This is a genomic window from Dysosmobacter acutus (genome assembly GCF_018919205.1).
GTDB classification, from domain to species: domain Bacteria; phylum Bacillota; class Clostridia; order Oscillospirales; family Oscillospiraceae; genus Oscillibacter; species Oscillibacter acutus.
Map to the genome: position 1 here is coordinate 1,620,065 of NZ_JAHLQN010000001.1, position 24,952 is coordinate 1,645,016.

Annotated in this window: 22 protein-coding genes; 8 read left to right on the forward strand and 14 right to left on the reverse strand. The window is 53.7% G+C overall.

From position 1 onward, the window contains the following. Positions 1-24: 24 nt before the first annotated feature. Positions 25-966: a DUF6017 domain-containing protein gene (locus KQI82_RS07815; RefSeq protein ID WP_216632255.1), complete on the reverse strand. Its 942-nt coding sequence runs from the start codon at positions 964-966 to the stop codon at positions 25-27. Between the two features lie 446 nt (positions 967-1,412). On the opposite strand from KQI82_RS07815, the gene KQI82_RS07820 reads away from it, so the two are divergent. The 3 genes from KQI82_RS07820 (at position 1,413) to KQI82_RS07830 (ending at position 3,875) form a co-directional block, all read left to right on the forward strand. Then, positions 1,413-2,738, forward strand: coding sequence for an MATE family efflux transporter (locus tag KQI82_RS07820; protein ID WP_216633665.1), 1,326 nt, complete (start codon positions 1,413-1,415; stop codon positions 2,736-2,738). 239 nt (positions 2,739-2,977) lie between these two features. After that, the gene (locus KQI82_RS07825) at positions 2,978-3,412 is read left to right on the forward strand and encodes a LytTR family DNA-binding domain-containing protein (protein WP_216632256.1); all 435 of its coding nucleotides are present in this window, start codon (positions 2,978-2,980) and stop codon (positions 3,410-3,412) included. Positions 3,413-3,422: 10 nt separating this feature from the next. Next, positions 3,423-3,875 carry a hypothetical protein gene (locus KQI82_RS07830; protein WP_216632257.1) on the forward strand — a complete coding sequence of 151 codons (453 nt, stop codon included), beginning with the start codon at positions 3,423-3,425 and terminating at the stop codon, positions 3,873-3,875. 54 nt (positions 3,876-3,929) lie between these two features. Here KQI82_RS07830 and KQI82_RS07835 read toward each other — a convergent pair whose 3' ends face one another. From KQI82_RS07835 to KQI82_RS07865, 7 genes are all read right to left on the reverse strand, one after another. Then, complete coding sequence (locus KQI82_RS07835) at positions 3,930-4,682, reverse strand: GNAT family N-acetyltransferase (protein WP_216632258.1); 753 nt, start codon at positions 4,680-4,682, stop codon at positions 3,930-3,932. Positions 4,683-4,974: 292 nt separating this feature from the next. Further along, positions 4,975-6,228: an alanine racemase gene (gene alr, locus KQI82_RS07840; protein ID WP_338148961.1), complete on the reverse strand. Its 1,254-nt coding sequence runs from the start codon at positions 6,226-6,228 to the stop codon at positions 4,975-4,977. A gap of 339 nt (positions 6,229-6,567) precedes the next feature. Beyond that, a complete protein-coding gene (locus tag KQI82_RS07845) occupies positions 6,568-7,743 on the reverse strand; it encodes a M24 family metallopeptidase (RefSeq protein WP_216632259.1) in 1,176 nt (391 codons plus the stop codon). Positions 7,744-7,911: 168 nt separating this feature from the next. Continuing rightward, the gene (locus KQI82_RS07850) at positions 7,912-9,327 is read right to left on the reverse strand and encodes a sodium:solute symporter family protein (RefSeq protein WP_216632260.1); all 1,416 of its coding nucleotides are present in this window, start codon (positions 9,325-9,327) and stop codon (positions 7,912-7,914) included. A gap of 345 nt (positions 9,328-9,672) precedes the next feature. Beyond that, positions 9,673-11,313: a discoidin domain-containing protein gene (locus KQI82_RS07855; RefSeq protein WP_216632261.1), complete on the reverse strand. Its 1,641-nt coding sequence runs from the start codon at positions 11,311-11,313 to the stop codon at positions 9,673-9,675. A gap of 126 nt (positions 11,314-11,439) precedes the next feature. Beyond that, positions 11,440-12,618, reverse strand: a complete 1,179-nt coding sequence (locus KQI82_RS07860; protein WP_216632262.1) for a M24 family metallopeptidase — start codon at positions 12,616-12,618, stop codon at positions 11,440-11,442. Between the two features lie 103 nt (positions 12,619-12,721). Then, positions 12,722-13,963, reverse strand: coding sequence for an NAD/NADP octopine/nopaline dehydrogenase family protein (locus KQI82_RS07865; RefSeq protein WP_216632263.1), 1,242 nt, complete (start codon positions 13,961-13,963; stop codon positions 12,722-12,724). A 255-nt stretch (positions 13,964-14,218) separates the two neighbouring features. Here KQI82_RS07865 and KQI82_RS07870 point away from each other — a divergent pair, with 255 nt between their 5' ends. Next, complete coding sequence (locus tag KQI82_RS07870; protein WP_216632264.1) at positions 14,219-15,109, forward strand: LysR family transcriptional regulator; 891 nt, start codon at positions 14,219-14,221, stop codon at positions 15,107-15,109. 143 nt (positions 15,110-15,252) lie between these two features. Here the strand turns inward: KQI82_RS07870 and KQI82_RS07875 are convergent, their stop codons facing one another. Both KQI82_RS07875 and KQI82_RS07880 read right to left on the reverse strand, forming a co-directional pair. Further along, the gene (locus KQI82_RS07875; protein WP_216632265.1) at positions 15,253-16,608 is read right to left on the reverse strand and encodes a sodium-dependent transporter; all 1,356 of its coding nucleotides are present in this window, start codon (positions 16,606-16,608) and stop codon (positions 15,253-15,255) included. A gap of 364 nt (positions 16,609-16,972) precedes the next feature. Then, positions 16,973-17,380 (reverse strand): CBS domain-containing protein, encoded by a 408-nt coding sequence (locus tag KQI82_RS07880; RefSeq protein WP_420908100.1) that lies wholly within the window; start codon positions 17,378-17,380, stop codon positions 16,973-16,975. A gap of 209 nt (positions 17,381-17,589) precedes the next feature. Here KQI82_RS07880 and KQI82_RS07885 point away from each other — a divergent pair, with 209 nt between their 5' ends. From KQI82_RS07885 to gltA, 3 genes are all read left to right on the forward strand, one after another. Further along, on the forward strand, positions 17,590-18,252 hold the full coding sequence (locus tag KQI82_RS07885) for a Crp/Fnr family transcriptional regulator (protein WP_216632266.1): 663 nt from the start codon (positions 17,590-17,592) through the stop codon (positions 18,250-18,252). Between the two features lie 237 nt (positions 18,253-18,489). Further along, positions 18,490-19,332 (forward strand): sulfide/dihydroorotate dehydrogenase-like FAD/NAD-binding protein, encoded by an 843-nt coding sequence (locus KQI82_RS07890; protein WP_216632267.1) that lies wholly within the window; start codon positions 18,490-18,492, stop codon positions 19,330-19,332. Positions 19,333-19,334: 2 nt separating this feature from the next. Continuing rightward, positions 19,335-20,717 (forward strand): NADPH-dependent glutamate synthase, encoded by a 1,383-nt coding sequence (gene gltA / locus KQI82_RS07895; protein ID WP_216632268.1) that lies wholly within the window; start codon positions 19,335-19,337, stop codon positions 20,715-20,717. Between the two features lie 48 nt (positions 20,718-20,765). Here the strand turns inward: gltA and KQI82_RS07900 are convergent, their stop codons facing one another. Beyond that, positions 20,766-21,302, reverse strand: a complete 537-nt coding sequence (locus KQI82_RS07900) for a DUF5662 family protein (protein ID WP_216632269.1) — start codon at positions 21,300-21,302, stop codon at positions 20,766-20,768. A 194-nt stretch (positions 21,303-21,496) separates the two neighbouring features. Here KQI82_RS07900 and KQI82_RS07905 point away from each other — a divergent pair, with 194 nt between their 5' ends. Continuing rightward, the gene (locus tag KQI82_RS07905; RefSeq protein WP_216632270.1) at positions 21,497-21,961 is read left to right on the forward strand and encodes a hypothetical protein; all 465 of its coding nucleotides are present in this window, start codon (positions 21,497-21,499) and stop codon (positions 21,959-21,961) included. A 383-nt stretch (positions 21,962-22,344) separates the two neighbouring features. Here KQI82_RS07905 and KQI82_RS07910 read toward each other — a convergent pair whose 3' ends face one another. The 3 genes from KQI82_RS07910 to KQI82_RS07920 are packed head-to-tail and all read right to left on the reverse strand — an operon-like array spanning position 22,345 to position 24,948. After that, the gene (locus KQI82_RS07910; RefSeq protein WP_216633667.1) at positions 22,345-23,046 is read right to left on the reverse strand and encodes an ABC transporter ATP-binding protein; all 702 of its coding nucleotides are present in this window, start codon (positions 23,044-23,046) and stop codon (positions 22,345-22,347) included. An 11-nt stretch (positions 23,047-23,057) separates the two neighbouring features. Then, positions 23,058-23,879, reverse strand: a complete 822-nt coding sequence (locus tag KQI82_RS07915; protein WP_241426814.1) for an ABC transporter ATP-binding protein — start codon at positions 23,877-23,879, stop codon at positions 23,058-23,060. A gap of 1 nt (position 23,880) precedes the next feature. Next, positions 23,881-24,948, reverse strand: a complete 1,068-nt coding sequence (locus tag KQI82_RS07920) for a branched-chain amino acid ABC transporter permease (protein ID WP_216632272.1) — start codon at positions 24,946-24,948, stop codon at positions 23,881-23,883. Positions 24,949-24,952 lie beyond the last annotated feature (4 nt).

Consider the following 24,952-nt stretch of genomic DNA (forward strand, 5'->3'; position numbering starts at 1 on the left):
AAAAAGCAGAGCTGTTCGCTCTGCCTATCCGCTGTCGTGGAAGTCGTGATTCACTTTGGCGCGGTAGTAGCTGCCGCAGGTAGCCGGGGCGTTGAACAGCATCTCCAGCAGATAGGCTTTGATGTTGCGAATGTCCGCGGTGCTCTCCCGCAGGCAGTCCAGCACATACTCGATGTGGGAGGAATCCAGCTTCAGAAAACGCTCCTTCACTAACGCCGTATAAAGCTGCTTTCCACCGATCCGCATGAAGCTGCCCTGTGTGCAGAGGACCTCCAGCATGAGGTCCGCGATCTCGTCGATGTCGTCATAGGGATGCTGCCGGCGCAGGTGGTCATACTCGATGTTCTCCCGAATCTCTTTTCGGTATCCCTCGATCACCTCCTCCGGCTGCGCGCCCGGATGGATAGATAAATCAGTATTACTCAACTCAGTATTATTCTTATCAGTCTTATTACCCTCGGTTTTTCCGAGGTCTTGACTTCTGATTTTCCGAGGTCCAGACTTCGGTTTTTCAGAACTCTTGACTTCGGTTTTTCCGAAGTCTGGATTTCGGTAGCTCGGAGGCTCCGGTTCCGGCGTATCCTCGCCTGGTTCGTCCTCCATGCCCATGAAGCGGAGAACATAGATCTTTGCCGGCCTTCCCAGCCCTTGCTTGACACGCTTGATGAGTCCCACGCCTTTGGCGCTGTCCAGCTCCGCAAATAACTTGACCGCCTTATCCGTCTTGCAGCAGAGCTGTTCGCACGCCTCCTCCAGCGTAAAGTAGATATACACATGGCCGTCATCGTCCATCCAGCCGTTTCTCATGGACAGGCTCATGCGGTCCAGCATGAGGCCGTACAGCAGCTTCGCGTCGGTGGAGAGCCGCCGAAAGTACGGCTCGGTGATCAGGAGCTTGGGGATGCGGAAAAAGGCGTATTGCTCGGCGTCCATGCCAAGATGGTACGCAAAGATCGCCTGCGGCATATCTGACACCTCCGTTCTGCCACAGTTTTTTATATCTCTCAACGGCGGTCTGTGGTATAGTAAAAGGGAGCATTGACGCGCAATGCTCCCTTACCGTAACCGGACCTGCCGGTGGATTCTTATTCAGTTTGACTTAACACATCACTGTCAGCCGTTTGTCAAATAATTGTGTTTCCCCCATGGGGTTTTCCCTTGATTTTGCCCTTATCAGCTCACGCGGTCAAGGGTAACAGCGTATAAAAGAAGATAATTTCGGGTAGTTTTGATTTCTCAATAAACCCAGTGATTTCAATGCTTTGCGCCGATTTTGACGGTTGCTTATAACCGCTAATAACAGATGAAATATTTGGGCGGTGCGAATTTGAATTTGTCAAGGAGTGACTCACGTGGAAGAAAACAGAACGGAAGCACTGGGCAGCGCACCGGTTGGGAAGCTGCTGTTCCAGATGGCGACACCGGCGGTTGCGGCGCAGATCATCAATCTGCTGTATAACCTGGTGGACCGGATGTATATCGGCCATATCCATCCCATTGAGACGGTGGGAAAGCTGGCGCTGACCGGCGTTGGCGTCTGCCTGCCGATCATCATGGTGATTTCGGCCTTTGCGGCACTGGTCAGCATGGGCGGCGCCTCCCGGGCCTCCATCTACCTTGGAAAGCGGGAAAACGATACGGCGGAGCGGATCATGGGGAATTGCTTTACGCTGTTGGTTTTGATCGCCATTGCTCTGACACTGATTGTGCAGGTGTTTGCAAAAGACCTGCTGCTGGCCTTCGGCGCCAGCCCCAACACCATAGAGTATGCCCTGTCCTATATGAAAATTTACAGCCTGGGCACGCTGTTTGTCCAGCTGACCCTTGGTATGAACGCATTTATCACCGCCCAGGGCTTCTCCAAGACCAGCATGCTGACCATACTCATCGGCGCGGTCTGCAACATCATTTTGGACCCTATCTTCATTTTTGGACTGAAGCTTGGCGTGGCCGGCGCCGCACTGGCCACCATCATTTCCCAGGCGATCTCCATGACCTGGATTTTAAGATTCCTCACCGGCAGAAAGTCCACAATCCGTCTGCGCCCGGGAAAGCTGAAGCTCTCCGGAAAGATCATTCTGCCCTGCGTGGCGCTGGGGCTTGCGCCCTTTATCATGCAGTCCACCGAGAGCCTGATCGCTGTGTGCTTCAACTCCTCGCTGCTCAAATACGGCGGCGATCTGGCCGTGGGCGCCATGACCATCCTCACCAGCGTGATGCAGTTTTCCATGCTGCCCCTTCAGGGGCTGACCCAGGGCGCCCAGCCCATCATAAGCTATAATTACGGCGCGAAAAATGCCGGCAGGGTCCGCGGGACCTTCCGGCTGCTGCTGATCTGCTGCCTTGTGTACTCCACGGCCCTGTGGGGCGCGGTGCAGCTGTTCCCACAGGGGTTTATCGAAATTTTCAACAATGAACCGGAACTGGTGGCATTTACCGTCCATGCGCTGCGGATCTATATGGCGGTTTCCTTTGTGTTCGGCGCACAGCTGGCCTGCCAGCAGACCTTCATTGCCCTGGGAAATGCCAAAAGTTCGTTGTTCCTTGCGCTGCTGCGCAAAATCATCCTGCTGATCCCGCTGATTTACCTGCTGCCCGCGCTGATGGCCGACAAGACCACGGCGGTATTCCTGGCGGAGCCGGTGGCTGATTTCCTGGCGGTGTCCACCACAGTCACCCTCTTTACCATCCAGTTTAAAAAGGCCATGCACCGTCTGGATGCGCCGCTCCAAGAATAAGGGGCCGGTATTTCACGCTGTTTGGAACGCCCTTATGTGCTTCAAGACCGGGCGCTGAGAATGTGAGTCCGCCGGCTACGGAGCATCGGGTACTCTGACTGCGCCGCAATAAAAAGCCCCACCCGTTCCATCCGGGCGGGGCTTTTTGCAACTTGGGCAGCTAAAACGACCGCTTAGGGGCCAGGCACTTGCAAGCAGCGGGGAAATCGGATAGAGTGAAGCTGGAAGGGGGGAGGCCATTGAAAATCACCATAGAGGAGCTGCCCGGCGCGGAGCTGGAGATTATTCTCCGCTGTCCCAGGGCCGATGAACAGATCCGGTCCCTGGCAAATCGGATTTCTGCCCTGGTAGAGGGACGGATTGCCGTCCGGGCAGAGGAGGAGACCAGGCTTTTGGAGCCGGAAGAGGTGCTCTACATCGAGGCGGTGGAGGGGACCGCGTTTGTCTACACGGAGAACGCGGTCTGGCCCACCCGGCTGACGCTGAGCGAGACGGAGGGGCTGTCGGAGGGATTCTTCCGCTGCTCCAAAAGCATGGTGGTCAATCTCCGGCGGATTGAGCGGCTGTGCAGCGGGCTCAACGGAAGGCTGATCGCCACATTGGCCAATGGGGAAAAAATCCTGATCTCCCGCCATTACGCGGCGCCGATCCGGTGGGCGCTTTTGAACGGATAAGGAGGAGCATATGAAAGAGTTCAAAAAATTCTATGTCTGGGGCATGAATGCAAAGTTCTATATGGGGATATATTTTGCGGCGCTGGTATTTCTCTCCGGTTTGGTGACGGCGATCTCCGGCGGCGACTCGCTGAAGCTGATCCACTTGCTGCAAATGCTGCTGCTGGCCATGGTGGTGGCCCTGGCGCAGGTGCTGCTGCTGGAGGGGAAGCGGACCTACAATTCAAAGGAGATGGCTTGGCGATCCGGGCTTTGGGTGGCCGGCGCCGCCGGCGCCACGGTGATCTGCGCGCTGGCCTTTGGATGGATGGAGGGACTGGGCGGCTGGTGCCCCTACCTGCTGGGCCTGTTCATGACCTTCGGCTGCTGCGCCATGCTGATAGGGCTGAAGTTTGAGCGGGACGCGGACACCGTTCACCTGGAGCGGGAACTGGAGACGTACAAGAAAAGCGGCGGAAAATAGAGTACGGCAAAGAAAAAGCATCCGGCCCGGAGTAATCCGGGCCGGATGCTTGATTCATTTTTTCAGCAGTCTCTTTAAGTTGGAGACATCCAGCAGGAGATTGACGGTCTCAAATCTGCCTTTATAAAATACGGACCAGTTGTTGAAGACGCAGGGCAGCTCCTTGGCCTTTTGCAGCGAATCCACCGGGATAAAGGAGGCGGAGATGTCATTCGCCCCGCAATGCCGGCGCACCACCTCAATGGCTTGATGGATATAGGGGCACTGCAGATCGTAGTAAATGGTCAGCTCTTCCTCGTCAATCACCCCGGCTTTTGCAGCTGCTGTAAACTGCGGCGCTGTGCCGTCAAAGGAAAGCGCAAGCAGATCATAGCCATATCCGGTGGAATCCACCACCTCAAAGCCAAATTTTTTTGCAAAGGCCTGATCGGAGAGCCAGGCCTTCTGCTTGGTCGATCCAAGCATGCAGACGCCGGATTTCCCCTGCGCTTTTGCGTCTGCCAAGCAGTACTCCATCAGCGCCTTGCCATACCCGTTTCCCTTGAGGCCGCTTTCCACCCACAGGCAGTACACATAGAGATAATTGCCGCCGGTGACGGGAACCCACGCCGATTCAAGAGGCGCATATTCGATGAAAACCGTGGCCTTTGCGGCCAATTTTCGAAAGACGTGCCCCTCCTTCAGCCTCTCTGAAAGCCAGGCGCGCTTTGCCTCCACGCCCGGATGAGGCTTTTTGGTGCGTATGATGCAGCACAGGTGCTCATTGGCCAGGGTTTCTGCCGTTACATTGACGAATTCAGCACACATCGGCCGGTTTCCCCCTAAAAAGATTGGATGCTTTGAATGATGTCAGTATAGCACAGAACATGGCCGGAGGCAATCGCCTTCCGGGCGTCGGAACCGACCTAAATTTCCACTGTCACTTTGCGCGGGCGGCAAACGCTATCTGTTTTCCCGTTCCAGGCGGAGGAATACGCCGCGGGCATAGAGGGCGATCAGAAGCGATGATGCGGTGTGTAAAATTTCCTGATCCCTGGAGACACGGTAGTGGATGCTTACGACCACATCAATAAATCAGTCCTACTTTTTCCTCCGCATCTTATCCAAGTAACCGCAGGTCGTACCCTGATAGTTCACCTTTGTAATAGTAGTAACGCGGCACACGCTTGGAAATGGCACATAATAACTCATATGAAATAGTACCGCACAACCTGGCATTGGTTTCGCACAGAATATGCTCGCCGAATATTTCAACCTCATCGCCGACTGCAATTTCCGGGAGGTCGGTCACGTCAATCATGCACATATCCATACAGATGCGCCCCACCTGGGAGGCCCTGCCACAAGATGTGAGCACCTGTAACTTGCCCGAGAGTGATCGGTGCAGTCCATCGGCATAGCCGATGGGGAGAACAGCGATTCGGCTTGGACGGGCAGCAAAAAACCCTCGACCGTAGCTTACGGAAGTGCCGGCTGTTAATTCCTTGATTGTGGATACTGTGGTTTTGAGCGTCATGACCGGTTTAAGACCCATCTTTTTAGCAAGACTGTCTGTACCGTAGAGGATGATGCCGCAGCGCACCATGTCTTCCGCCCATTCGCTGTAGTTGGCGATGCCGCCGGAGTTGCAGCAGTGGCGAATGCGAAATTTGAAGCCGCCCCTTGACTCCACTGCCTCTATCATACGAACGAAACGGTCGTGCTGGATGTTGGTAAACGCGGTGTGCTCCGCTGCTGTTTCGTCGGAAACACAAAAGTGTGTGAATACACCCTCAACATCGAGCCCGGGCAGTTTAAGTACTTCAAGGATATCCCGCAGGCTTTTGTCAAAGTGTACGTCATCACACTGGAAGCCGAGGCGGCTCATGCCGGTGTCAAGTTTAATGTGCACCCGCATCTGCTTGCCTGAGGCAACAGCGGCATTGGAGAAAGCTCTGGCAATGTTGATGTCCTGCAGGGACTGTGTCATGTCGAGACGCAAAATGCGTTCCGCCTGATCGGAAGGTGTATAGCCAAGCATGAGAATAGGCAGATGGACACCGCTGAAACGCAGTTCCTCGCATTCATCGATATTGGAAACAGCAAGGAAGCTTGCGCCGATGGCCTCCAGATGCTTAGCCACCAGTACAGCGCCATGGCCATAAGCGTCAGCTTTTACGACTCCAAGAAGTTTTGTGCCGGGAGCGACGGTGCGTCGGATGGCTTCAAAATTATAGGTGAGGTTATCAAGGTTTATTTCTGCCCATGTACGTTTAAGAGTACTCTTCATTTTGAAATTTTTTTGTTCACCTCCTGGTGTAAATCCAGCAGAGATATTAAGGATATATCCCGGCAAGAGCTTGAAAGTGTGCATATCAAGCTTGTTGAAACAACTGGCTGTTTGGCTTGGTTTGAGTCGATGGCGGGCCTGGATCGCTTACCGCTTCCTGGCCTTATCATTCCGCACAACAACTCTGTTCGCCGCCTTATATCAAATCAGGGATTTCTTTATTCTCACTATTTTTTGGCCATGTGGGCCATCCCTGACCCACGGTCATAGAGATGAGTTTTTTATTGCGGAGCAATAAAAAATCTGTGCCGCGTGCTAATTTCAACGTAATTCTCAACACGCGGCACAGATTAAGAGCCGTAGAGAGCCGTATTATTGCTTACCTTTGCTTGGAACAGGCCTATCCAATTTGTGTGGTAACGCTTATTTCAGAGAAAAAAGCTTGCGCTCGATATCAGTCAACCGTTCAGGACCATTTTCGGTAATCAGTATTGTTTCACTGAAGCCAAGTCCCTGCGCCATTGTCAGCACATGGAAGACCATACCGGGCTGGAAGGTCCAATCGGAGCCAGGCACCAGTTCGCGGATGAACTCGCCCGCTGAAGGCCTGTAGGTAAGGCCAATGGAATAAGCCGTACGGTTCGTATAACTCTCCTTAGCACCGCTGCGGATCATCCCTTCGCGGAAGATACGGTCCACCTCGCCGGCGTTGGCACCGACCTGCATTTTTTCAATACCGGCATCCTGTATGGAGTAAATAGTATCGGCGAGGCGGCGCTGGGCGTCAGTAGGCTTGCCGTTGATTACCGTACGCATGGTGCGGGCGACATACCAACTCACGCTGCCAGTCAGCTCAAAGTAGACAGGATCACCAGGCTGTACAACGCGGTCTGTGAACCGTCCATGCAGCTCGACCGTCCGTTCGCCGGAAATGATTACACCGTCGACCGGCGACTCGCTCCCGCCCTTGATCAGCGAGGCGTACGTGGCTGTTGCAAGTTCGCGCTCTGTAATGCCGTCCTGCACGGCGGCGATGGCTCCGCGCATTCCAGCACAGACCGCTGCGGCTGCACGGCGGATGACCGCAATCTCATTAGGCGATTTGATGACGCGCAAAAGATCGACAATCTTGGGTTCTTCAACGAAAGTGACTTTTGGAAGCTGGCGCTTCAACTCATTTAAGCGCTCTGGCGTTAAAAACCAAGAGTGAAGGTCAACTCCGATCACACTTTCGGAAAGTCCCAGCTGCTCTACCGCACAGGCAGCGGCAGCGATCGAGGCAGGAACTGGATTCTTATCGTCAGCATAGGCTGTGCGCTGAGACACCCAGGCGGTGTTTCGCATCGCCCCCTCCTCCATGTCACGGATAATCAGCACGGGCTCGCCTTCCGCGGGGATCAGCAGTGCATGGTAGGAAAAAATACCGGTAGTAAAGAAGCCGCTAACATAGCGGATGTTTTCCGGTTGGTGCAGCAACAGCGCAGGAAGGTTGTTGTTAGCCATCTCTGCCTGTACCTTTTCCAATCTTGCACGATACTCCTCAATGGGAAATTCATAGGTTTGTTTTAATTGAATTTTTGTCAATTCCTTCTGAAACATTCGAAATCACTCCTCCTTTTAGGTAACAACGATTTCACAAGGGAAGGCGGCTTCCTGCTTGACCGCTTCTTGCAGAAAGCCTAAGCAGTTGTAGGTCCGTAGCCATTTTCTGGATGCCTGTGCGAAAGCCCCATGTGGGGATGATAGGCCATGCCACTGCTTTTTGCTTTACGCTTCGTTAGATTTCTCAGAGGCCTCATTTCCTTTTTTATTGGAGAGAAGGGACCCCACAACACAGATAATCAAACAAATACTGGAGCCAAGAATAACGCCGGCAATACCAGTTGCCTTGTTAAACGTGTAGTCCCAAATAGTTGAGACAAGGCAACCCGTCAGCATAGCGACATTTGCAACCTTTGCATTCATTTTCTTCCACAATACACCAAGCACCAGCGGGAAGAACACGCCTGCGCCGTAGGAGCTGCCGCCAACTCTGAACAGCTGGAATACATCGTCCCAGTACATGACAAGAAGGAGGATTACCACAGCAGAGCAGGGAATAATAATTCTGTTGAGCTTCAGCTTCCTGTCACTATCCATATTCGGAGCAAATCTGGGAATCACATCGTCTGTGAGAGTGGAGGAGATGATCAGCAGGAAAGAGTCGCCTGTCGTAAGCAGCAGGCCGAGAATTGCAGATAGCATCAGACCCTTCAGCACGGGCGGGAAATAAGCGGAAACGAGCATGGGAACATATTGAGAACCGTCTTCCAGTCCGGGGAAAATAAAAGGTATGCAATAAACGGACATGATGACGATGACGTAGGTCACGAATGCGATGATGCCCGCTATAGTAAGGCCTCTGGTGGCCGTCTTGGCATCTTTCGCGGCGAGCGCTCGCTGGGAATAGGCGGGATCGACAGAGACGGCAAGCACGTTTGCTAACACATAGCCCAGCATCGTGAGAGGCTCCATGCCCTTGAAAACATTCAAGCGATCCGGATCCGTATTTGCCAGGACAAATTCAACACCGCCCGCCTGATGGAAAGAAATAAAGGGAATGATAATCGCCATACCGACAATGAGGATGACAGATTGAAGGGTATCTGTTGTAGTAACACCCCAGAGACCACTGAATACCGTGAAAAGAACAATAACAAGCGCGCCGATCAAGGCCCCCGTAGTTCGATCCGTCAGTCCGAGAGCTTCGCAGGTAGTGCCAAAAGCGGTAAATTGTGCCGCGGTATAGCTGCAAGCCATCAAAAGAACGCACAAAGAGGAGATGGACCGGGTATTCTTGTTATAACGCATCTCCAGGAATTCAGGAATTGATGTAGCTCCACTCTTACGCAGAGGCTTGGAAAGAAGAATGAGGATGGGGAATCCCACGATGAAGTAGCATAAGGTCTGGGCATATCCCGACATACCATGTTTGTAAACATTGGCAAAGTTGCCGAAAATAACCCCTGCACCCATGCAGGTTGCAATGCTGGAACCAACAACAAGTTTCAGATTCAGGCTTTGTCCCGCGCTTGTAAAGTCTTTGGAATTTTTGACTTTCTTCCCACACATGATGCCAATGCCGATCATGATTACCATGTATAAAAAGATAACTGCAATATCCACAAATCCTATTGTACTCATAGCATTTTCTCCCTCTATTTATAGTATATAGTCGATTGTAAAACGCAAAAAATCCTGTAAATTTAACACTTCTTGGGAACGCTTAGTGCAGCAATTCCTCCGGCTGTTTTCTTGAAAGCACATATCGGCCTTGCAATAACCGTTTAAAAGCCGATGAAATTTTTCAGCTCAATGGGGGAGCCGCACTTAAAATTTCCATTTGATTTTTTGAAATCTCGAACTTTTACAATTGCCTACTCTATATGTCCTCCCACCTCCAAGCTCCATGATGAAATCAATATTTCGGTATCAGGTATTTCCAAATTCATCATGGCGAAATTTGTCCTATAATTTTATAAGATTCACTTAAGAGAAATTGCCCGCGCTCAATTGAGTAATCCATGTTCCCTGATTCTTAGCAATATTTACAGCCATGCTCAAAAAGGATATCATAAGTTCTTTTGCGCAGTTAAATGGTTTGGCTATTTCCGGATGGAACTGAGAGCCATACATCAGCCTCCCGGTGGCCCGAATCATTTCATTGCAAACAAACCCTTTGCTGTCTTTTGACGTCGCAAGAATTTCCCATCCTTCCGGGATAAGGGAAACCATCCATGAATGAAGCTCTGTACCATAAAACGGAGTACTCATACCCTTCCAAATGGGATCTTCTTTCTGGATAGAGATGGGAGGAATGTCTTGTTCAATAATATCCTGCAATTCGTTGGTCCTGTATGAGCGCCCTGTATCCCTTGCAGCAGTGCTGCCGTAAGCCATTCCCATCATCTGTATCCCCGCACAGGACCCCCAGACAGGGATATTGGTGGTCCTGATCAACTCATACTCGCCGTTGAATTCAAAAAGGGGAAGCTGGCAAAATACATTGGGGGAACCGGAAAGAAAGATAGCCAAAGGCTTATGCTTTATCTGCTCAAACATTTTCAGTGAAAACATGTGTGCGGGAAGCTCTAAAACATCCAAGTCCCATGGGGGAGCAATATGTCCGTCTGTTCCCTTTATCATCTTGCCGAAGTCGGTTTTCACTATGCCCTTTTCCGGTACAAAGCTAAAAATATTGCTTATTACAAGGACATAGTTTCCGTGAGGAACTTCGGGAACAGCAGGCTGAGCCCTTGAATACAGCAAAATATCATAGATTTTGGGACTGCGGCCATGCCAGGCTCTAATGCAGAGCCTGACGTATCGAGCTGAAATGTCCTTTTCAAGGTCGATAACTGCTCTGAAGGAATTTGCGCCCCTCCGCTCCGTTTCAGCAATATCCGTCCAGGTTTTATCATCATTGCTGTATTGCCAGATATATTCCGCCAGCCTTCCGTCAAGATTTGAAGGGTTTGCCCAATCAGATCCGCTTGCCAGGCAGGCTCGCCAACCGGCTGCCCCACTTGTCATGAAAATCCGCGAAAGTAATTTAGGTTCGCCCAAATCAAAGCGAATCCAGTGACTGGATTGTCCGGCGGCTCCTTCCCAATAGGTTTCGCTCTTGTCATTCCGGTCTAAAATATTCTCTTTGCCGTATCCGAACGACGTCGTAATATCGGATATTGGCAGCCTTAAATATTCAAAGCTGTCTTTTTCTGCGGTATCAATAAAAAACCTGGCTGTAATTCCCCCGTATTCTGTACTCCAGTCGCTCTCCACTCCCATGGAATCGACAGCTTTCACTCTCCAGAACCACTGGGTTTTGTCCTTCAATTCTTTTTCCACTCTTGCCGCAGAGATATAGACATCCTCCGGGATTCCCTCTACTTGAAAAAAGTCCGTAGTACAAAACGACTCATCGGTATCCATTTGAAGTATATATTTGCGGGGTGGAATCCCCCCATCGCTGTTTCTCCAGGTGAGAAGCGGTCTTGCATCGGTGCAAACCTCGTCAAGACGCGGAGAGCTCTCTGGCATCGGAGCCGTCAGTGCCATACTTTCATTCCTGTCCTTCCCGGGAATAAAACATAATTCAGGCGGTGAAATTTCTTGATGAATCGGAACCATTGTTTACCTCCTGATTGAATTTATAAAATAGCGCAACGCCAATTTGAAACATTGCTCCGCGGCTGGCTGGGGAATAGCCGCCCCGTCATTGATAGCCGTTCCCCTTACCGAGCCGGTTAAGCCATTTTACATATTTTCAAAAAGTACACGCTCCAGGGTGGTCAAGCGCTCGGGCCCATTGTCCGTTACAAGAACACTTTCGCTAAAGCCCATTCCGCCCGCCATCATCAGCATATGGAAAATCATTCCGGATTCCAATTTCCAATCCTTCCCGGGGACAAATTCACGGATAAATTCACCGGCGGAAGGGCGATAGTTAAGACCAATCGAGTAGCCGACACGGTTTGTATACGTCTCGCGCAGCCCAGCCTTCAGAATCGGTTCGCGGCAAGCGCTGTCAATTACGCTGGAAGGGGTTCCCGGCAGCATTAGCGAAATAGCCTTGTCCTGCGTGCGGAGGATTATCTCCGCGACACGCTTTTGCTCGTCGCTTGCCGGTCCCACAATGGCACTTCGCATCATTTTTGCGTCGTATTTGTGGCAGGAGGCAACCAGTTCAAAGTAGGCGATATCGCCGCGTTCAAGAACCCTATCACCATAGGCACCGTGCAATTGATTTGTTCTGCTGCCTGAGGTGATGATGCCGATGAGAGGGATTCCCGCGCCGGCATGGACTTCGGCGTTGAATACGGCAGCGGCTAATTCCTTTTCAACTGCTCCTTCTTTTACAGCGTTTAAACCTGCGCGCATGCCTGCTTCCACTTGACGGCAGGCCATACGCATATATTCGATTTCTCTTGGGGATTTAATAATACGCAGATGATCAACAATGCGGGGCTCCGCAACCAAGGTTGCATTAGGCAGCAGCTCCTGCATTTTTTTCCAACGTTCAACTGTCAAAAACCAGGAATGTTCATCCACACCAATTTTCCCGTTTTCAAGCCCCATTCCCTCGACTGCTCTGCGCGCCGCATCCAGCCAAACAGGCACAGGGTCGGCCGCATCTGAATAGACGGTAAAAGTCCTAACCCAAGATAGCGCCTCCGCGGCGGGGACCTCCATATCACGGACGATCAACACGGGGTCGCCTTCACTTGGGACAGCCAAAGCGTGGTATGAAAAAAATCCAGTTGAAGTGTAGAAGCCACTCAGATAGAGGATGTTTTCCGGCTGGTGCAGCAACAGCAACGGAAGACCGTGTTTTTTCATTTCTTCCTGTGCACGCCGCAGACGCATTTTGTACTCTTCAAGGGGAAATTCCAAACCAGAGGTCAAGGGAGCGTCAGAAATAACAAAATTATCCATTTTACAAGTCCCTTCCGTTTGAGTTTTATTGGTTCCTTATATAGATCTTCCGTATGGTGGCAAGCGGAAGAATATTAAGTACGGCGGCGCGTTCAAAAGAATATTACGCTTTTGAAACTCCCTTGTGGAGATAGGCGAGGAGTTCCTCTTTGCTCATGTTGTCAATACCAAGATAAGCGAGGCTGTAGCGGCTGGCCTCAAAGAAGTTCTTCCGGTGCATCGCCCCCGCCAGAACAATCATTGCGTCGATGATCGGGGTCTGCACGCCGTACTGCACACCCAGGTCATGATAAATCTTGCAGCCGATGGGAACGTCCTCGGTCATGTAACGATGGTGAATGCTGTTGGGGCCGGTGTTTCCTTCGGAAGAGGGCTGGTCAAGCGGAAAAACGACATTGTCGTCGCCATTTTCATCAAGGCCCATGTACTCTTGTGTCAGCACGCTGCGGCGGGAAAAAAACATTTCCTTCTTATAGGTAGGCGTGCCGACACCGATGGCCTTTGCCAATTGAATCTCCTCGCCGTAGAACTGATATTGCACCTCACAAATAGACGGGCACAGGCCGTGAGAATACATCGAATAACTGGTTTTATCATATCCGCCGAAAATTACACCCCAGTTTTCCATTGTGGAAACGCCAAGGACAGTGGCGGGAACATGGATAACGGGGTTGACGTTGGCGAAGTCGACGTCTAAGATCGTGTTGCCTTTGGATGGGCCGTCGCCGTTGGTCACAGCGTCCATACACGGCAGATATTTGGAGGCTTCCAGAAAGTCGTCCGTGTCAGTCATCGGGAGAGCGGCGCCGCGCAGCGTAATCGCGCGGTACTTTGCACTTACATGCGGAAACACACATTTTCCGATATTTTCGAGTCGGGTGCCATAAGGCGCGGAGGACCACCCACCGACAAGAATCTTCTTCGTGCAACCCATCTCCCGCATGAGTTTGCGCAGCAGCAGGCAGCCAAAGTTATCGGTAAACACATTGACAACCTGACCATCCTCCAAATAGGGGATCATCGCGCGGAACATTGCCTCATGTCCCCAGGAGCCACAGGAAACAACAATATGCCCCGCCCCCTTGACCGCTTTTTCGATGTCTGTTGTCACGATGTCGATAAACGCGCGCCCACTGCGCTCAAAGCAGTACTTGTTTCGCTGAATACCGTCAAAGAGAATGCCGGTCTTGTCAAGGTCCTTTAGGGACTTTTCAGCAAATGGCGGCACGTCAAACAGCCGCACCTCCCGGCCTGCCAGTTTGATGTCCGCGGCGCAGCTTTTGCCGACTGCGCCTCCGCCAAGCACTGCAACTGGCAGGTCTTTTAAATACTCCATCTTGCTCATGACCATACTACCTTTCCTTAAATGTTTTGTAAAAAGTCACGAATTTTCTTCTTTTTACTTTACAGATTCATTTTAAACAGCTAAGATAAATTTGTAAAATAAATAATTTTGATTGTTACAATCGTAAAATAAAATCGATTGGAATTTTTTGGAACAAAAGCAAATGGCGCTTTGCATTCAGCAGAAAGCGCCATACATGGAATGGAGAATTTATAATCGGAAGACGTACCAATTGATGTTATTTGAGGAGCAAAAATGGATACAAAAATTGTAAAAACTTTTTTATGCGTTGCTGAATTGGGTAATTTTACAAAAGCAGCAGAAAAATTGGGATACGTTCAATCTACGGTTACTGTTCAGGTACAGCAGTTGGAACAGGAATTGGGGTACCCTCTTTTTGACCGGATAGGGAAGAAAGTAGCGCTCACTTCCTTTGGAAAAGAATTTTTGCCATTTGCATATGAGATGCTGCATATTATGCAAAAGGCAACTTCACTTGGAACTTCTCCCTCCCAAATTCGGGGAACTCTCCGCATTGGCGCACTGGAAACCCTTCTTGACAGCAACATGCCGCTTATTCTTTCTTCTTATAAGTGGCAATATCCGCTTGTTGATATTGAGCTTAAAATGGGCCGTACCATCGATTTATTGGAATTACTTAAACAAAATCAACTGGACATGCTCTATGTGTGTGAAGACATCAATGCGGATCCGGAACTTTACTGCTGCTACAAAAGAAGGGAGCAGCTTATTTTTATTACAAGTCCTGAACATGAATTGGCAAAACAGAAAAACGTGTCACTGCGTGAAATTTTTGAGCATACTCTGATTGTTACGGAGCAAAGCGGCATTGTGTATAAACGGCTGAAAAATCTTGCAATTAGAGAAGGGATGAAGCTGCACCATTCTTTCATTGTGGATAGTTCAGTTGCGATTATCCGGATGGTGACTAAAAACTTAGGAATAGCATTCCTCCCTGAGTATTCTGTTATCAATCAAATACAAGATGGGCAACTTGCAAAAATTAATGTTGATATGCCCCCGCAAACGTATTACAGTCAGATTCTTTACCATACAAGCAAATGGGTTGCGCCTTTTGCTGAGGGACTCGTCGATATCATCCGAACAAGCTTTCCAGAAAAATAGCCGATTGCGGTCATACTGTGAAGACGATGGACACAAAGATGCAGATAAATGCGGCATGGTTTATGTCATAGAAAAGTCCGGCGGAGCTTTGTCAACAAAAATCCCCCCTGCGCGGAAAAACCGCGCAAGGGGGATTCGTATGTTTACAGGCCAAGGATCAGGATGATGAGGATCAGGACAGGCAGGATGAACTGAAGATAGAACTTCAAAACCCGGCTGCGGGGCATCCGCAGACCAGTGCCTGTGTTGGCCTCCTCCAGATACTTGTCGTAGCCCCAGCCCCATCTGCTGACGCAGAAGAGCAGATAGATCAGAGAGCCCAGGGGCAGCAGCAGGTTGCTGACCAGGAAGTCCTCGCTGTCCAGCACATCCTTGCCCAAGATGGGGCGGAAGTCGCTCAGTACATTATAGCCCAACAGGCAGGGCAGGCTGGCGATCAGGACGAAGACGCAGTTGATGACCACGGCTTTTTTCCGGCTCCAGCCGAAGTTGTCGATGCAGCTGGCCAGCAGGTTCTCAAACACCGCGATGACGGTGGAGAAGCTGGCAAAGGTCATGAACAGGAAAAACAGCGTGCCCCAGAGCCGGCCGCCGGCCATATTTACAAACACCCGGGGCAGCGTCATGAAGATCAGAGCCGGGCCCTGCGTGGTCTCCACATTGAAGGAGAAGCAGGCGGGGAAGATGATAAGGCCGGACATCAGCGCCACAAAGGTGTCCAGTCCGCAGATGCGGACGGCCTCGCCGGTGAGGGTGTGGTCCTTGGACATATAGCTGCCGAAAATCTCCATGGCGGCAATGCCCAGACTCAGGGTGAAGAAGGCCTGGTTCATGGCCGCGGTGATCACGTTGCCCAGCCCCACCTCGGAGGCCCGCTGGAAGTCGGGCAGCAGATAGAATTTTACGCCCTCCACAGCCCCTTCCAGGGTCAGGCTGTGAACCGCCAGCACTACAATCAGAAGCAGCAGCCCGGTCATCATGACCTTTGTGATGCGCTCCAGCCCCTTCTGGAGGCCGAAGCTGCACACAAGGAAGCCGGCCAGCACCGTGAGCACCATCCACATAGCCATTTCGGCGGGGGCACCCAGCATGGCGTTGAACACACCGTCGATGGCCTCACCTTCCAGTCCGGTAAAGGCGCCGCCGGCAAATTTGAAGAAATAGCCCAGCATCCAGCCGGACACGGTGGTGTAGTACATCATCAGCAGATAGCAGCCGATCACGCAGAACCAGCCGTGGATATGCCACTTGCTGCCCGGCTTCTCCAGCGCCTTGTAGCCCAGTACCGCGCTTTTCCGGCTGGCCCGGCCCACCGCCAGTTCCATGGTCAGCACGGGCACGCCCATGATGATCAGAAACAGCAGGTAGAAGAGCACAAACACGCCGCCGCCGTTGGCGCCGGTCACGTAGGGGAATTTCCAGACGTTCCCGATTCCGATGGCGCACCCGGCGCTCACCAGCAAAAAGCCCAGGCGGGATTGGAAGTTTTCTCGTTTCATTCGATCTTTCTCCTTCACGTACACTTACGCAGGCAAACACAACCCGCGGAAATCTAATACTGTATGGTAGCAGTTGGAAGGGAGAAAGTCAACCTTTTCACGGGAAAATGGAACGGAGAAGGAGAGAAAGGCAGAAAAATAAATGAAAAGTGCAGTTTTTCATGACTCTGCATGCAGAATGGCTTGAAGGGGGAATGGCGAATCTGATTCTTTAAAGCAAAAAAGACGCGTTGCGTCAAAGGGGACAGAGGCGATGCGGCAAAGAAAAGAGCGGAGGCGGAGATGTGGAAAAATGAAGGCGGCGTAGCAGGAGACCACAAAAAGCCACGGACCGCTTCTGCGGTCCGCGGCAGTGATATGTAGGCTATGCCTCCATTGGGACCTTTTCTTCTGCGAAATAGCGGATGATGTCCTTACGGGTAACAATGCCGATGAAGTTGCCCAGATCATCCACCACCGGGATGAAGTTCTGCTTTGTGGCGTTGTGCAGCAGGGCATCCATAGATACGGTGATCCGCACACAGGGGTACTGGCCCGGCCGGATGATGTCCCGCACGTGAAGGGTTTCCGTATCCTTCAGGGCAATGGGCTCCACCTCGCCCCGGGTATCCTGAACCAGCGCCCAAAGGAAATCCCCCTCGCTGACAGTGCCAATGTATTGACCGGACCGGGAGATGACCGGGATGGCGGTGTAACCGTGGTGCCGCATCTTCTCCAGACCTTGGCGGAAGGTACAGTCGTCATATAAAAACGCGACTTTGCTTTTTGGCATCAGAAAATACGCAATGTTCAAGCGATACGCCTCTTTCCGTCTGTTGTCCGGGAGGAGCACTCCCTTGTTATATACAGTATAACGCCTGGGAAAGAAAAAATCGTGAATAATTTGGAAACATCCGCAAAGGGGTCTGTTTACTTTTTTTGTGTCTTGCGATATGATAGAAAAAAGGTTGCCTTTGCAACAGATGAGAGGGGGAGCAGTTTATGATGACGCAGGAGGAAATTCGACGGAGCCCGCTTTTCGAGGGGATCAGCTATGACAGCTACCTTCAGATGGTGGATTGCTTCCAAATGAGAACCAAGGCCTATCAGCCCGGCGAGATCATTCTGAACTATGGGGAGGGAACCCCCCAGCAGGTGGGGATTTTGGAGGATGGGACAGCGGCCCTGCTGCGGATTGACGCCGACGGGAACAACACCATTCTGGAGGAGATGGGGGCCGGCAGCGTATTCGGCGAAACCGTGGCGTTTTCCGGCGTCGGCGGCGACAGCCTGATGGTGGTCTGCGAAAAGGACTGCCGGGTGGAGTTTGTGAATTATGCACATATCGTCAAGCGCTGTGAGCAGGCCTGCATCCACCACAGCATGCTGGTGCAGAATATGCTCCGGCTGATTTCCGATAAGACCCTGGCCCTTGGTGAGCGGGTGGAGGTGCTTTCCCAGCGCTCTATCCGGGATAAGCTGATGTGCTACTTTACCCTCCAGGCCTCGAAAAACGGCGGCAGCACCTTTCTTTTGCCCTTTTCACTGAGCCGTCTGGCGGAGTACATCAGCACCGACCGCAGCGCCATGATGCGGGAGCTGAAAAAGATCCGGGAAGAGGGGCTGGCGGAGGTGAAAAATGGGGAGATCACCCTGCTCCAGTAAGCAATTGTTCCACGCAGCGGCCCGACCGGCTGGGGGATTGTAAAACGTCGAAAATGACAAAAAAGTTGTTGAAATTCCGGCGAAAAGCCGATGAAAATCATTTGACGAGGTAGGCTTACCGTGTTAATATAATACCGTACGCTTGTTAATTGTTTGGCAATTATACAAAAGCAGCATACAGCGAAAGAGGAAGGACAACTCTGGATTACATGACTTTTGAGGGAAAGAAGGAACAGTATGTATCGCATCGTTAGAAGAGAGGCACTCCGGCCCACAGTGACGTTGCTGGAAGTGGAAGCGCCTCTGATTGCCAAAAAGGCCCGGCCGGGTCAGTTCATCATCCTGCGGGTGGATGAGGACGGGGAGCGCATCCCTCTGACCATCTATAATGCCGACGCAGCCAAGGGCACCATTACGATCATCTTCCAGATTGTGGGCGCGACCACCGAGAAGCTGAACCACAAGGCGGAAGGAGAATATCTGCAGGATTTCGTGGGTCCTCTGGGCAAGGCCACCGAGACGGAGGGCCGCAAGAAGGTCTGCGTGGTGGGCGGCGGCGTCGGCTGCGCCATTGCTTATCCCGTGGCCAAGGCCTTCCACGAATGCGGCACCGAGGTCCACACGGTGGTGGGCTTTAAGAATAAGGACCTGGTCATCCTTGAAGAGGATTTCCGTGCGGTCAGCGATGTGATGAAGCTGATGACTGACGACGGCACCTATGGCGAAAAGGGCCTTGTCACCGACGCCCTCAAGCAGCTCATCGAAGCGGGCAACACCTATGACGAGGTGTTTGCAATCGGCCCCATGATGATGATGAAGTTTGTCTCTTTGACCACCAAGCCCTACGGATTGAAGACCATCGTCTCCATGAGCCCCATCATGATCGACGGCACCGGCATGTGCGGCGGCTGCCGGATCAGCGTGGGCGGCGAGACCAAGTTTGCCTGTGTGGACGGCCCTGATTTTGACGGACACCAGGTGGATTGGGATCTGGCTGTGAAGCGCGGCGCCATGTACAAGGAATTTGAGCGCCATGCTTACGAGGAAGCCTGCAATCTGTTCAAACAGGAGGTCAAATAACAATGGCAAACATGTCTTTGAAGAAGAATCCAATGCCCTCTCAGGAGCCGGATGTCCGCAATAAGAATTTTGAGGAAGTGGCCTTGGGCTACACGGAGGAGCAGGCTCTGGACGAGGCACAGCGCTGCCTGCACTGCAAAAATAAGCCCTGCATGCAGGGCTGCCCGGTCATGGTACATATCCCCGATTTCATCGCCGAGGTGGCCAAGGGAGACTTTGAGGCGGCCTATCAGATCATCTCCGCCACCTCCGCCCTGCCCGCCGTCTGCGGTCGCGTCTGCCCCCAGGAGAGCCAGTGCGAGAAGTACTGTGTGCGCGGCGTCAAGGGTGAGCCGGTGGGAATCGGCCGTCTGGAGCGCTTTGTGGCCGACTGGCATAACGCACACTGTACCGAGGCCGCTGTCAAGCCGGCTTCCAACGGCCACAAGGTGGCTGTGGTGGGCTCCGGCCCTGCGGGATTGACCTGTGCCGGCGACCTGGCCCGCAAAGGCTACGAGGTCACTGTGTTTGAGGCGCTGCATCTGGCCGGCGGCGTGCTGGTCTACGGCATCCCCGAGTTCCGTCTGCCCAAGAGCATCGTGCAGAAGGAAGTGGACGGCCTGAAGGCCATGGGCGTCAAGGTGGAGACCGATATGGTCATCGGACGTGTGCTCTCCATCGACGAACTGATGGAGGAGTACGGCTTTGAGGCCGTGTTCATCGGCTCCGGCGCGGGACTGCCCATGTTCATGCACATCCCCGGCGAGAACCTCTGCGGCGTCTATTCTGCCAATGAGTTCTTGACCCGAATCAACCTGATGAAGGCCTATCAGCCCGGTTCCAACACACCCATCCAGCACGGCAGAAAAGTGGCCGTGGTGGGCGGCGGCAACGTGGCCATGGACGCGGCCCGCTGCGCCAAGCGCTTGGGCGCGGATGTCCACATTGTCTACCGCCGCGGCAAGGATGAGCTGCCTGCCCGCCGGGAGGAAGTGGAGCACGCCGAGGAAGAGGGCATCATCTTTGACCTGCTGACCAATCCCACGGAGATCATGGGCGACGACAAGGGCGACGTGTGCGGCATGAAGTGTATCCGCATGGAGTTGGGTGAGCCCGACGCCTCCGGTCGCCGCCGTCCTGTGGAGATCGCAGGGTCTGAGTTTGAGCTGGATGTGGACTGCGTCATCATGGCGCTGGGCACCAGCCCCAACCCCCTGATCAAGTCCACCACCAAGGGCCTGGAGATCAATAAGAAGGGCGGCATCATCGTCAACGAAGACGGTCTGACCTCCCGCGAGGGCGTCTATGCCGGCGGCGACGCCGTCACCGGCGCTGCCACTGTGATCCTTGCCATGGGCGCCGGCAAGACCGCCGCCAAGGCCATCGACGAGCAGTTGTCCAAATAAGCAAATATAAAAAGCGGCCCGGCCAAAAAGGCTGGGCCGCTTTTGCTGTTATCTTGCGTTGTGCAGGACCTCACGCCGGATGTAGTCAAAGGCGGCATCCTCCCCCTGGTCCCGGAGGATGAGGAGAATTTTCTCCAGCAGGGCGGAGGAGTTTTTGTTGAAGATGGTGTGGCTCTTGCCGCGGATGAAAAAGTCGTAGGGATCGCTGTCCTTGTAATCCCCCTTGTGGTAGGTCTTGCAGGCGGCCAGGCGGTCGCAGAACATCTCCGCCACGTATTTGACCGGCATCTCCATGCCTGTCATGTTGTGATCGCCGTTGGGGGAGTAATCGATCCAGTATTCCAGGTGGTGGCGGTTGCGACCCTTGTGGTGCAGCCACGAGGTGCTGCACCCCGTGGCCTGGCGCTCGGCATCGTTGGGGCTGCGGTCCCCCTGATAGTATTTGGCTCCAACCCAAAACTCCCTGGGGGAGTACTTGGACAGGTCGTGGGTCAGTCCCTGCCAGTAAAGCCCCAAACGGAAGCAGTATTTACACACCAGATAGCGATGATGGTTCACGGTTTTCAGGTGAGAGAGCGGGTGCATGACAAATCCCTCCTCAGGAATGGGCGCTTTTTGCGTTTAAGGCGTGCTGTATAGTAGGATGGGCGTTTGCGCATTGCTTATACCGGAGCGGGAAGCGGCGCCTACGGCTATTATATCACGGACGAATGAAAACGGAAAGAAGAATCGGCGTATAAAACGCTACTTCCCGCTCAAACTGGAGACGAGGTGAAAACATGATACAGGCTGGATTTTTAGGCGCATCGGAGTTGTTTGCGGCGGGGAGGCTGCCGCCGGAGGTCATCTGGATCGATCCCCAGCGCCCGGAGGTGCTCACCACCAGGCGCTGGGATTTACTGACGCTGAGCCGCGGGGGCTGCGAACGGCTGGAGGCGCATAAGGGCCTCTTCTGCGCCTGTGAAACGCTGCTGGTGCCTGGAGACTGCGGCGGGGCGCTGCTGCAGAGAATCCGGGCGGAGCGGGTAGTGGGCTACGGCGTGGATCGAAAGGACAGCCTGACCTTTTCCAGCATGGGCGACGGGCAGAAGGTGCTCTGCATCCAGCGGGAGCTGCGCAGTGTGGGCGGAACCACTGTCGAGCCCCAGGAGATTCCACTGCCGGATACAGTGCTCCACCTTCCGGAAGAGGGGGTTTTGGCTCTGATGGGGACCAGACTGCTGTTGGGAGCGCTGTTGCAATAGCTACTGACAAAAGGCGGCGGATGTGGTATGCTTTTCCCGTAAAAGGGGAGATACCGATGGCTGGTATCGTGCTGATTGTATGCGCTCGGACCGCTTGTGTCACAGGAGCGCAGCGCGATGCATCTCTCTCGCTGACACCGAGGCCGAATACAAAGGAGGGACGCCATGTCGCCGCAGATGATCATTGGTGGAATTGTGCTGCTTGCTGTTTGGATTGGGGTCTCCTGGTTCATGGCCGGGAAAGGCGGCGTTGATGGCTGCCACGGCTGACTGGGCCGGACCGGACCGTTGGTCCGCGAGCGGGTGGAGGGCCAGAAGAAACTGGATGAGATGCGAAAAGAAAACGAGAAAAAGGCGCCGTGAACTTCACGGCGCCTTTCTTTTTATCCGCCAAGATAGGCTTTTTTGATGGCTGGGCTCTGGATCAGCTCCGTCCCCGTGCCGGTGGTCACGATGGTGCCGGTTTCCAGCACGTAGCCACGGTCGGCGATGGAGAGAGCCATCAAGGCGTTTTGCTCCACCAGCAAAATGGTGGAGCCGGCCTTATGCAGGTCCTGGATGATGTCAAAAATCTGCTCCACTAAGATGGGGGCCAATCCCATGGAGGGCTCATCCAGCATCAGCAGCTTGGGGTGGCTCATCAGGGCGCGGCCCATGGCCAGCATCTGCTGCTCGCCGCCGGAAAGGGTGCCGGCAATCTGTCTGCGCCGTTCCTTCAGCCGGGGGAAGAGGCCGTAGACCTTCTCCAGGTCGCTGTCCACGCCGGAGCCCGGCTGGGTGTAAGCGCCCATCTCCAGGTTTTCCTCCACCGTCATCTGCAAAAAGACCCGCCGCCCCTCGGGAACCTGGGCCAGGCCCATCTCTACGATCTTGTGGGGCGCGATCCGGTCCAAAGGCTTGCCCATGAAGGAGATGGAGCCGGACTTGCTGTGCAGCAGGCCGGAAATCGTGTTCAGTGTGGTGGATTTACCGGCGCCGTTGGCGCCGATCAGCGTGACGATTTCTCCTTCACGGACTTCAAAGGAAACCCCTTTGATGGCGTGGATGCTGCCATAGTAGACGTTGATATCCTCCACTTTCAGAATCGTATCCATCGTTACGCCTCCTTTTTCTTGCCCAGGTAGGCCTCAATGACCGTGGGGTTGGCCTGAATCTCAGCAGGAGTGCCCTTGGCAATCACATGGCCGAAATTGAGGACGCAGATGCCCTCGCACACGTTCATCACCAAACTCATGTCGTGTTCGATGAGCATAATGGCGATGTGGAAGGTGTCCCGGATCATGCGGATGTGCTCCATCAGGTCCGCGGTCTCGGAGGGGTTCATGCCTGCCGCAGGTTCATCCAACAGCAGCAGGCTGGGATTGGTGGCCAGGGCGCGGACGATCTCCAGCCGGCGCTGCGCACCGTAGGGGAGAGAGCCGGCCCGGGCGGAGGCCAGATCCTGCATACCGAAAAAGGACAGCAGCTCCATGGCGCGGTCGTGAGCCACCTTTTCCTCCTTCCAGTAGCCGGGCAGGCGGAAAACACCGCTCCACATGTTATAGTGCATCTGGTTGTTCATGGCGACCTTTACGTTGTCCTCCACGCTGAGGGCGGTAAAGAGCCGAATGTTTTGGAAGGTGCGGGCAATGCCGGAGCGGTTGACCTGGGCTGTGGTCATGCTGTTGGTGTCCACACCGTCCAAGAGGATGGTGCCCCGGGTGGGCTGGTAGACCTTGGTCAGCAGGTTGAACACGGTGGTCTTACCGGCGCCGTTGGGGCCGATAAGGCCGGCGATCTCCGTGCGGCCGATGGTGAGATTGAAGTTGTCCACAGCGGCCAGGCCGCCGAATTTGATCCCCAGGTCGATGCACTCAAGGATCGGGGACTTGTCGATGTCCCGCTCAGGGACAATGCCCCGGCCGGGAACCGGTACCATTTTAGACATCTTCCGCTGCCCCCTTTCCCTTGCCTGCGATGGCGACTCTGATTTTGACGATGAATTGACGGACCTGGGGGCTGTTGGTGGCCAGCATCACCAGGATCAGGACAATGGCGTAGACCAGCATCCGGTAGTCGGAGAACTGACGCAGCGCCTCCGGCAGGATAGTCAGCGCCGCGGCGGCGATGATGGAGCCTAACATGTTGCCCAGGCCGCCTAAAACCACGAACACCAGGATCAGGATGGATGTGTTGAAATCGAACTTATTGGCCACGATGGTGGAATAGTTCATGGCAAAGAGGGTGCCCGCCGCGCCGGCCAGGGCGGCGGAGGTGACAAAGGCCATCATCTTGTAGCGGGTGATGTTGAGGCCGATGCTCTCCGCGGCGATGCGGTTGTCGCGGATGGCCATGATGGCCCGGCCGGAGCGGCTGTTCACCAGATTGAACACCACCGCCAGCGTGATGAGGATGAGAAGAAACCCGGCGGTGAAGGTGGAGATAGTCTGAATGCCGCCGACGCCCATGGGACCGCCGATAATCAGCTTTCCGCCCTCAGACAGATGGGTTTTGTCACTGAGGAGGCTCATGTGGAAGCCGCTGGAATCCAGGCCCACATAGAGGTTGTTGAAGATGCTCTTGATGATCTCGCCGAAGGCAAGGGTCACAATGGCCAGATAGTCGCCGTTGAGCCGCAGCACCGGGATGCCGATGAGGAAGCCGGCCAGGGCCGCAAAGGCGGCGCCCACCGCCATGGCGATGGCCAGACGCAGCGGAGCAAGAGGGATCAGGTCCTGGAGGGCGACGGCGGCGGTGACGCCGGTAAAGGCGCCCACGCTCATAAAGCCCGCGTGACCCAGGCTCAGCTCGCCCAGCACACCTACGGTCAGGTTCAAAGAGATGGCCATGACCACATAGGCGCAGATGGGTACCAGCATGCCCTGCAGCGAGTAGCCCACGGCTCCGGCGCCGTTTAAAATCTGAAGCACAACGTAGGCGACGATGACCAGCGCGTAAGTAATCAGGTTCCGACGAAAGACGCGGGAGCCGGTTTTGAGTTTTTTCATCCGT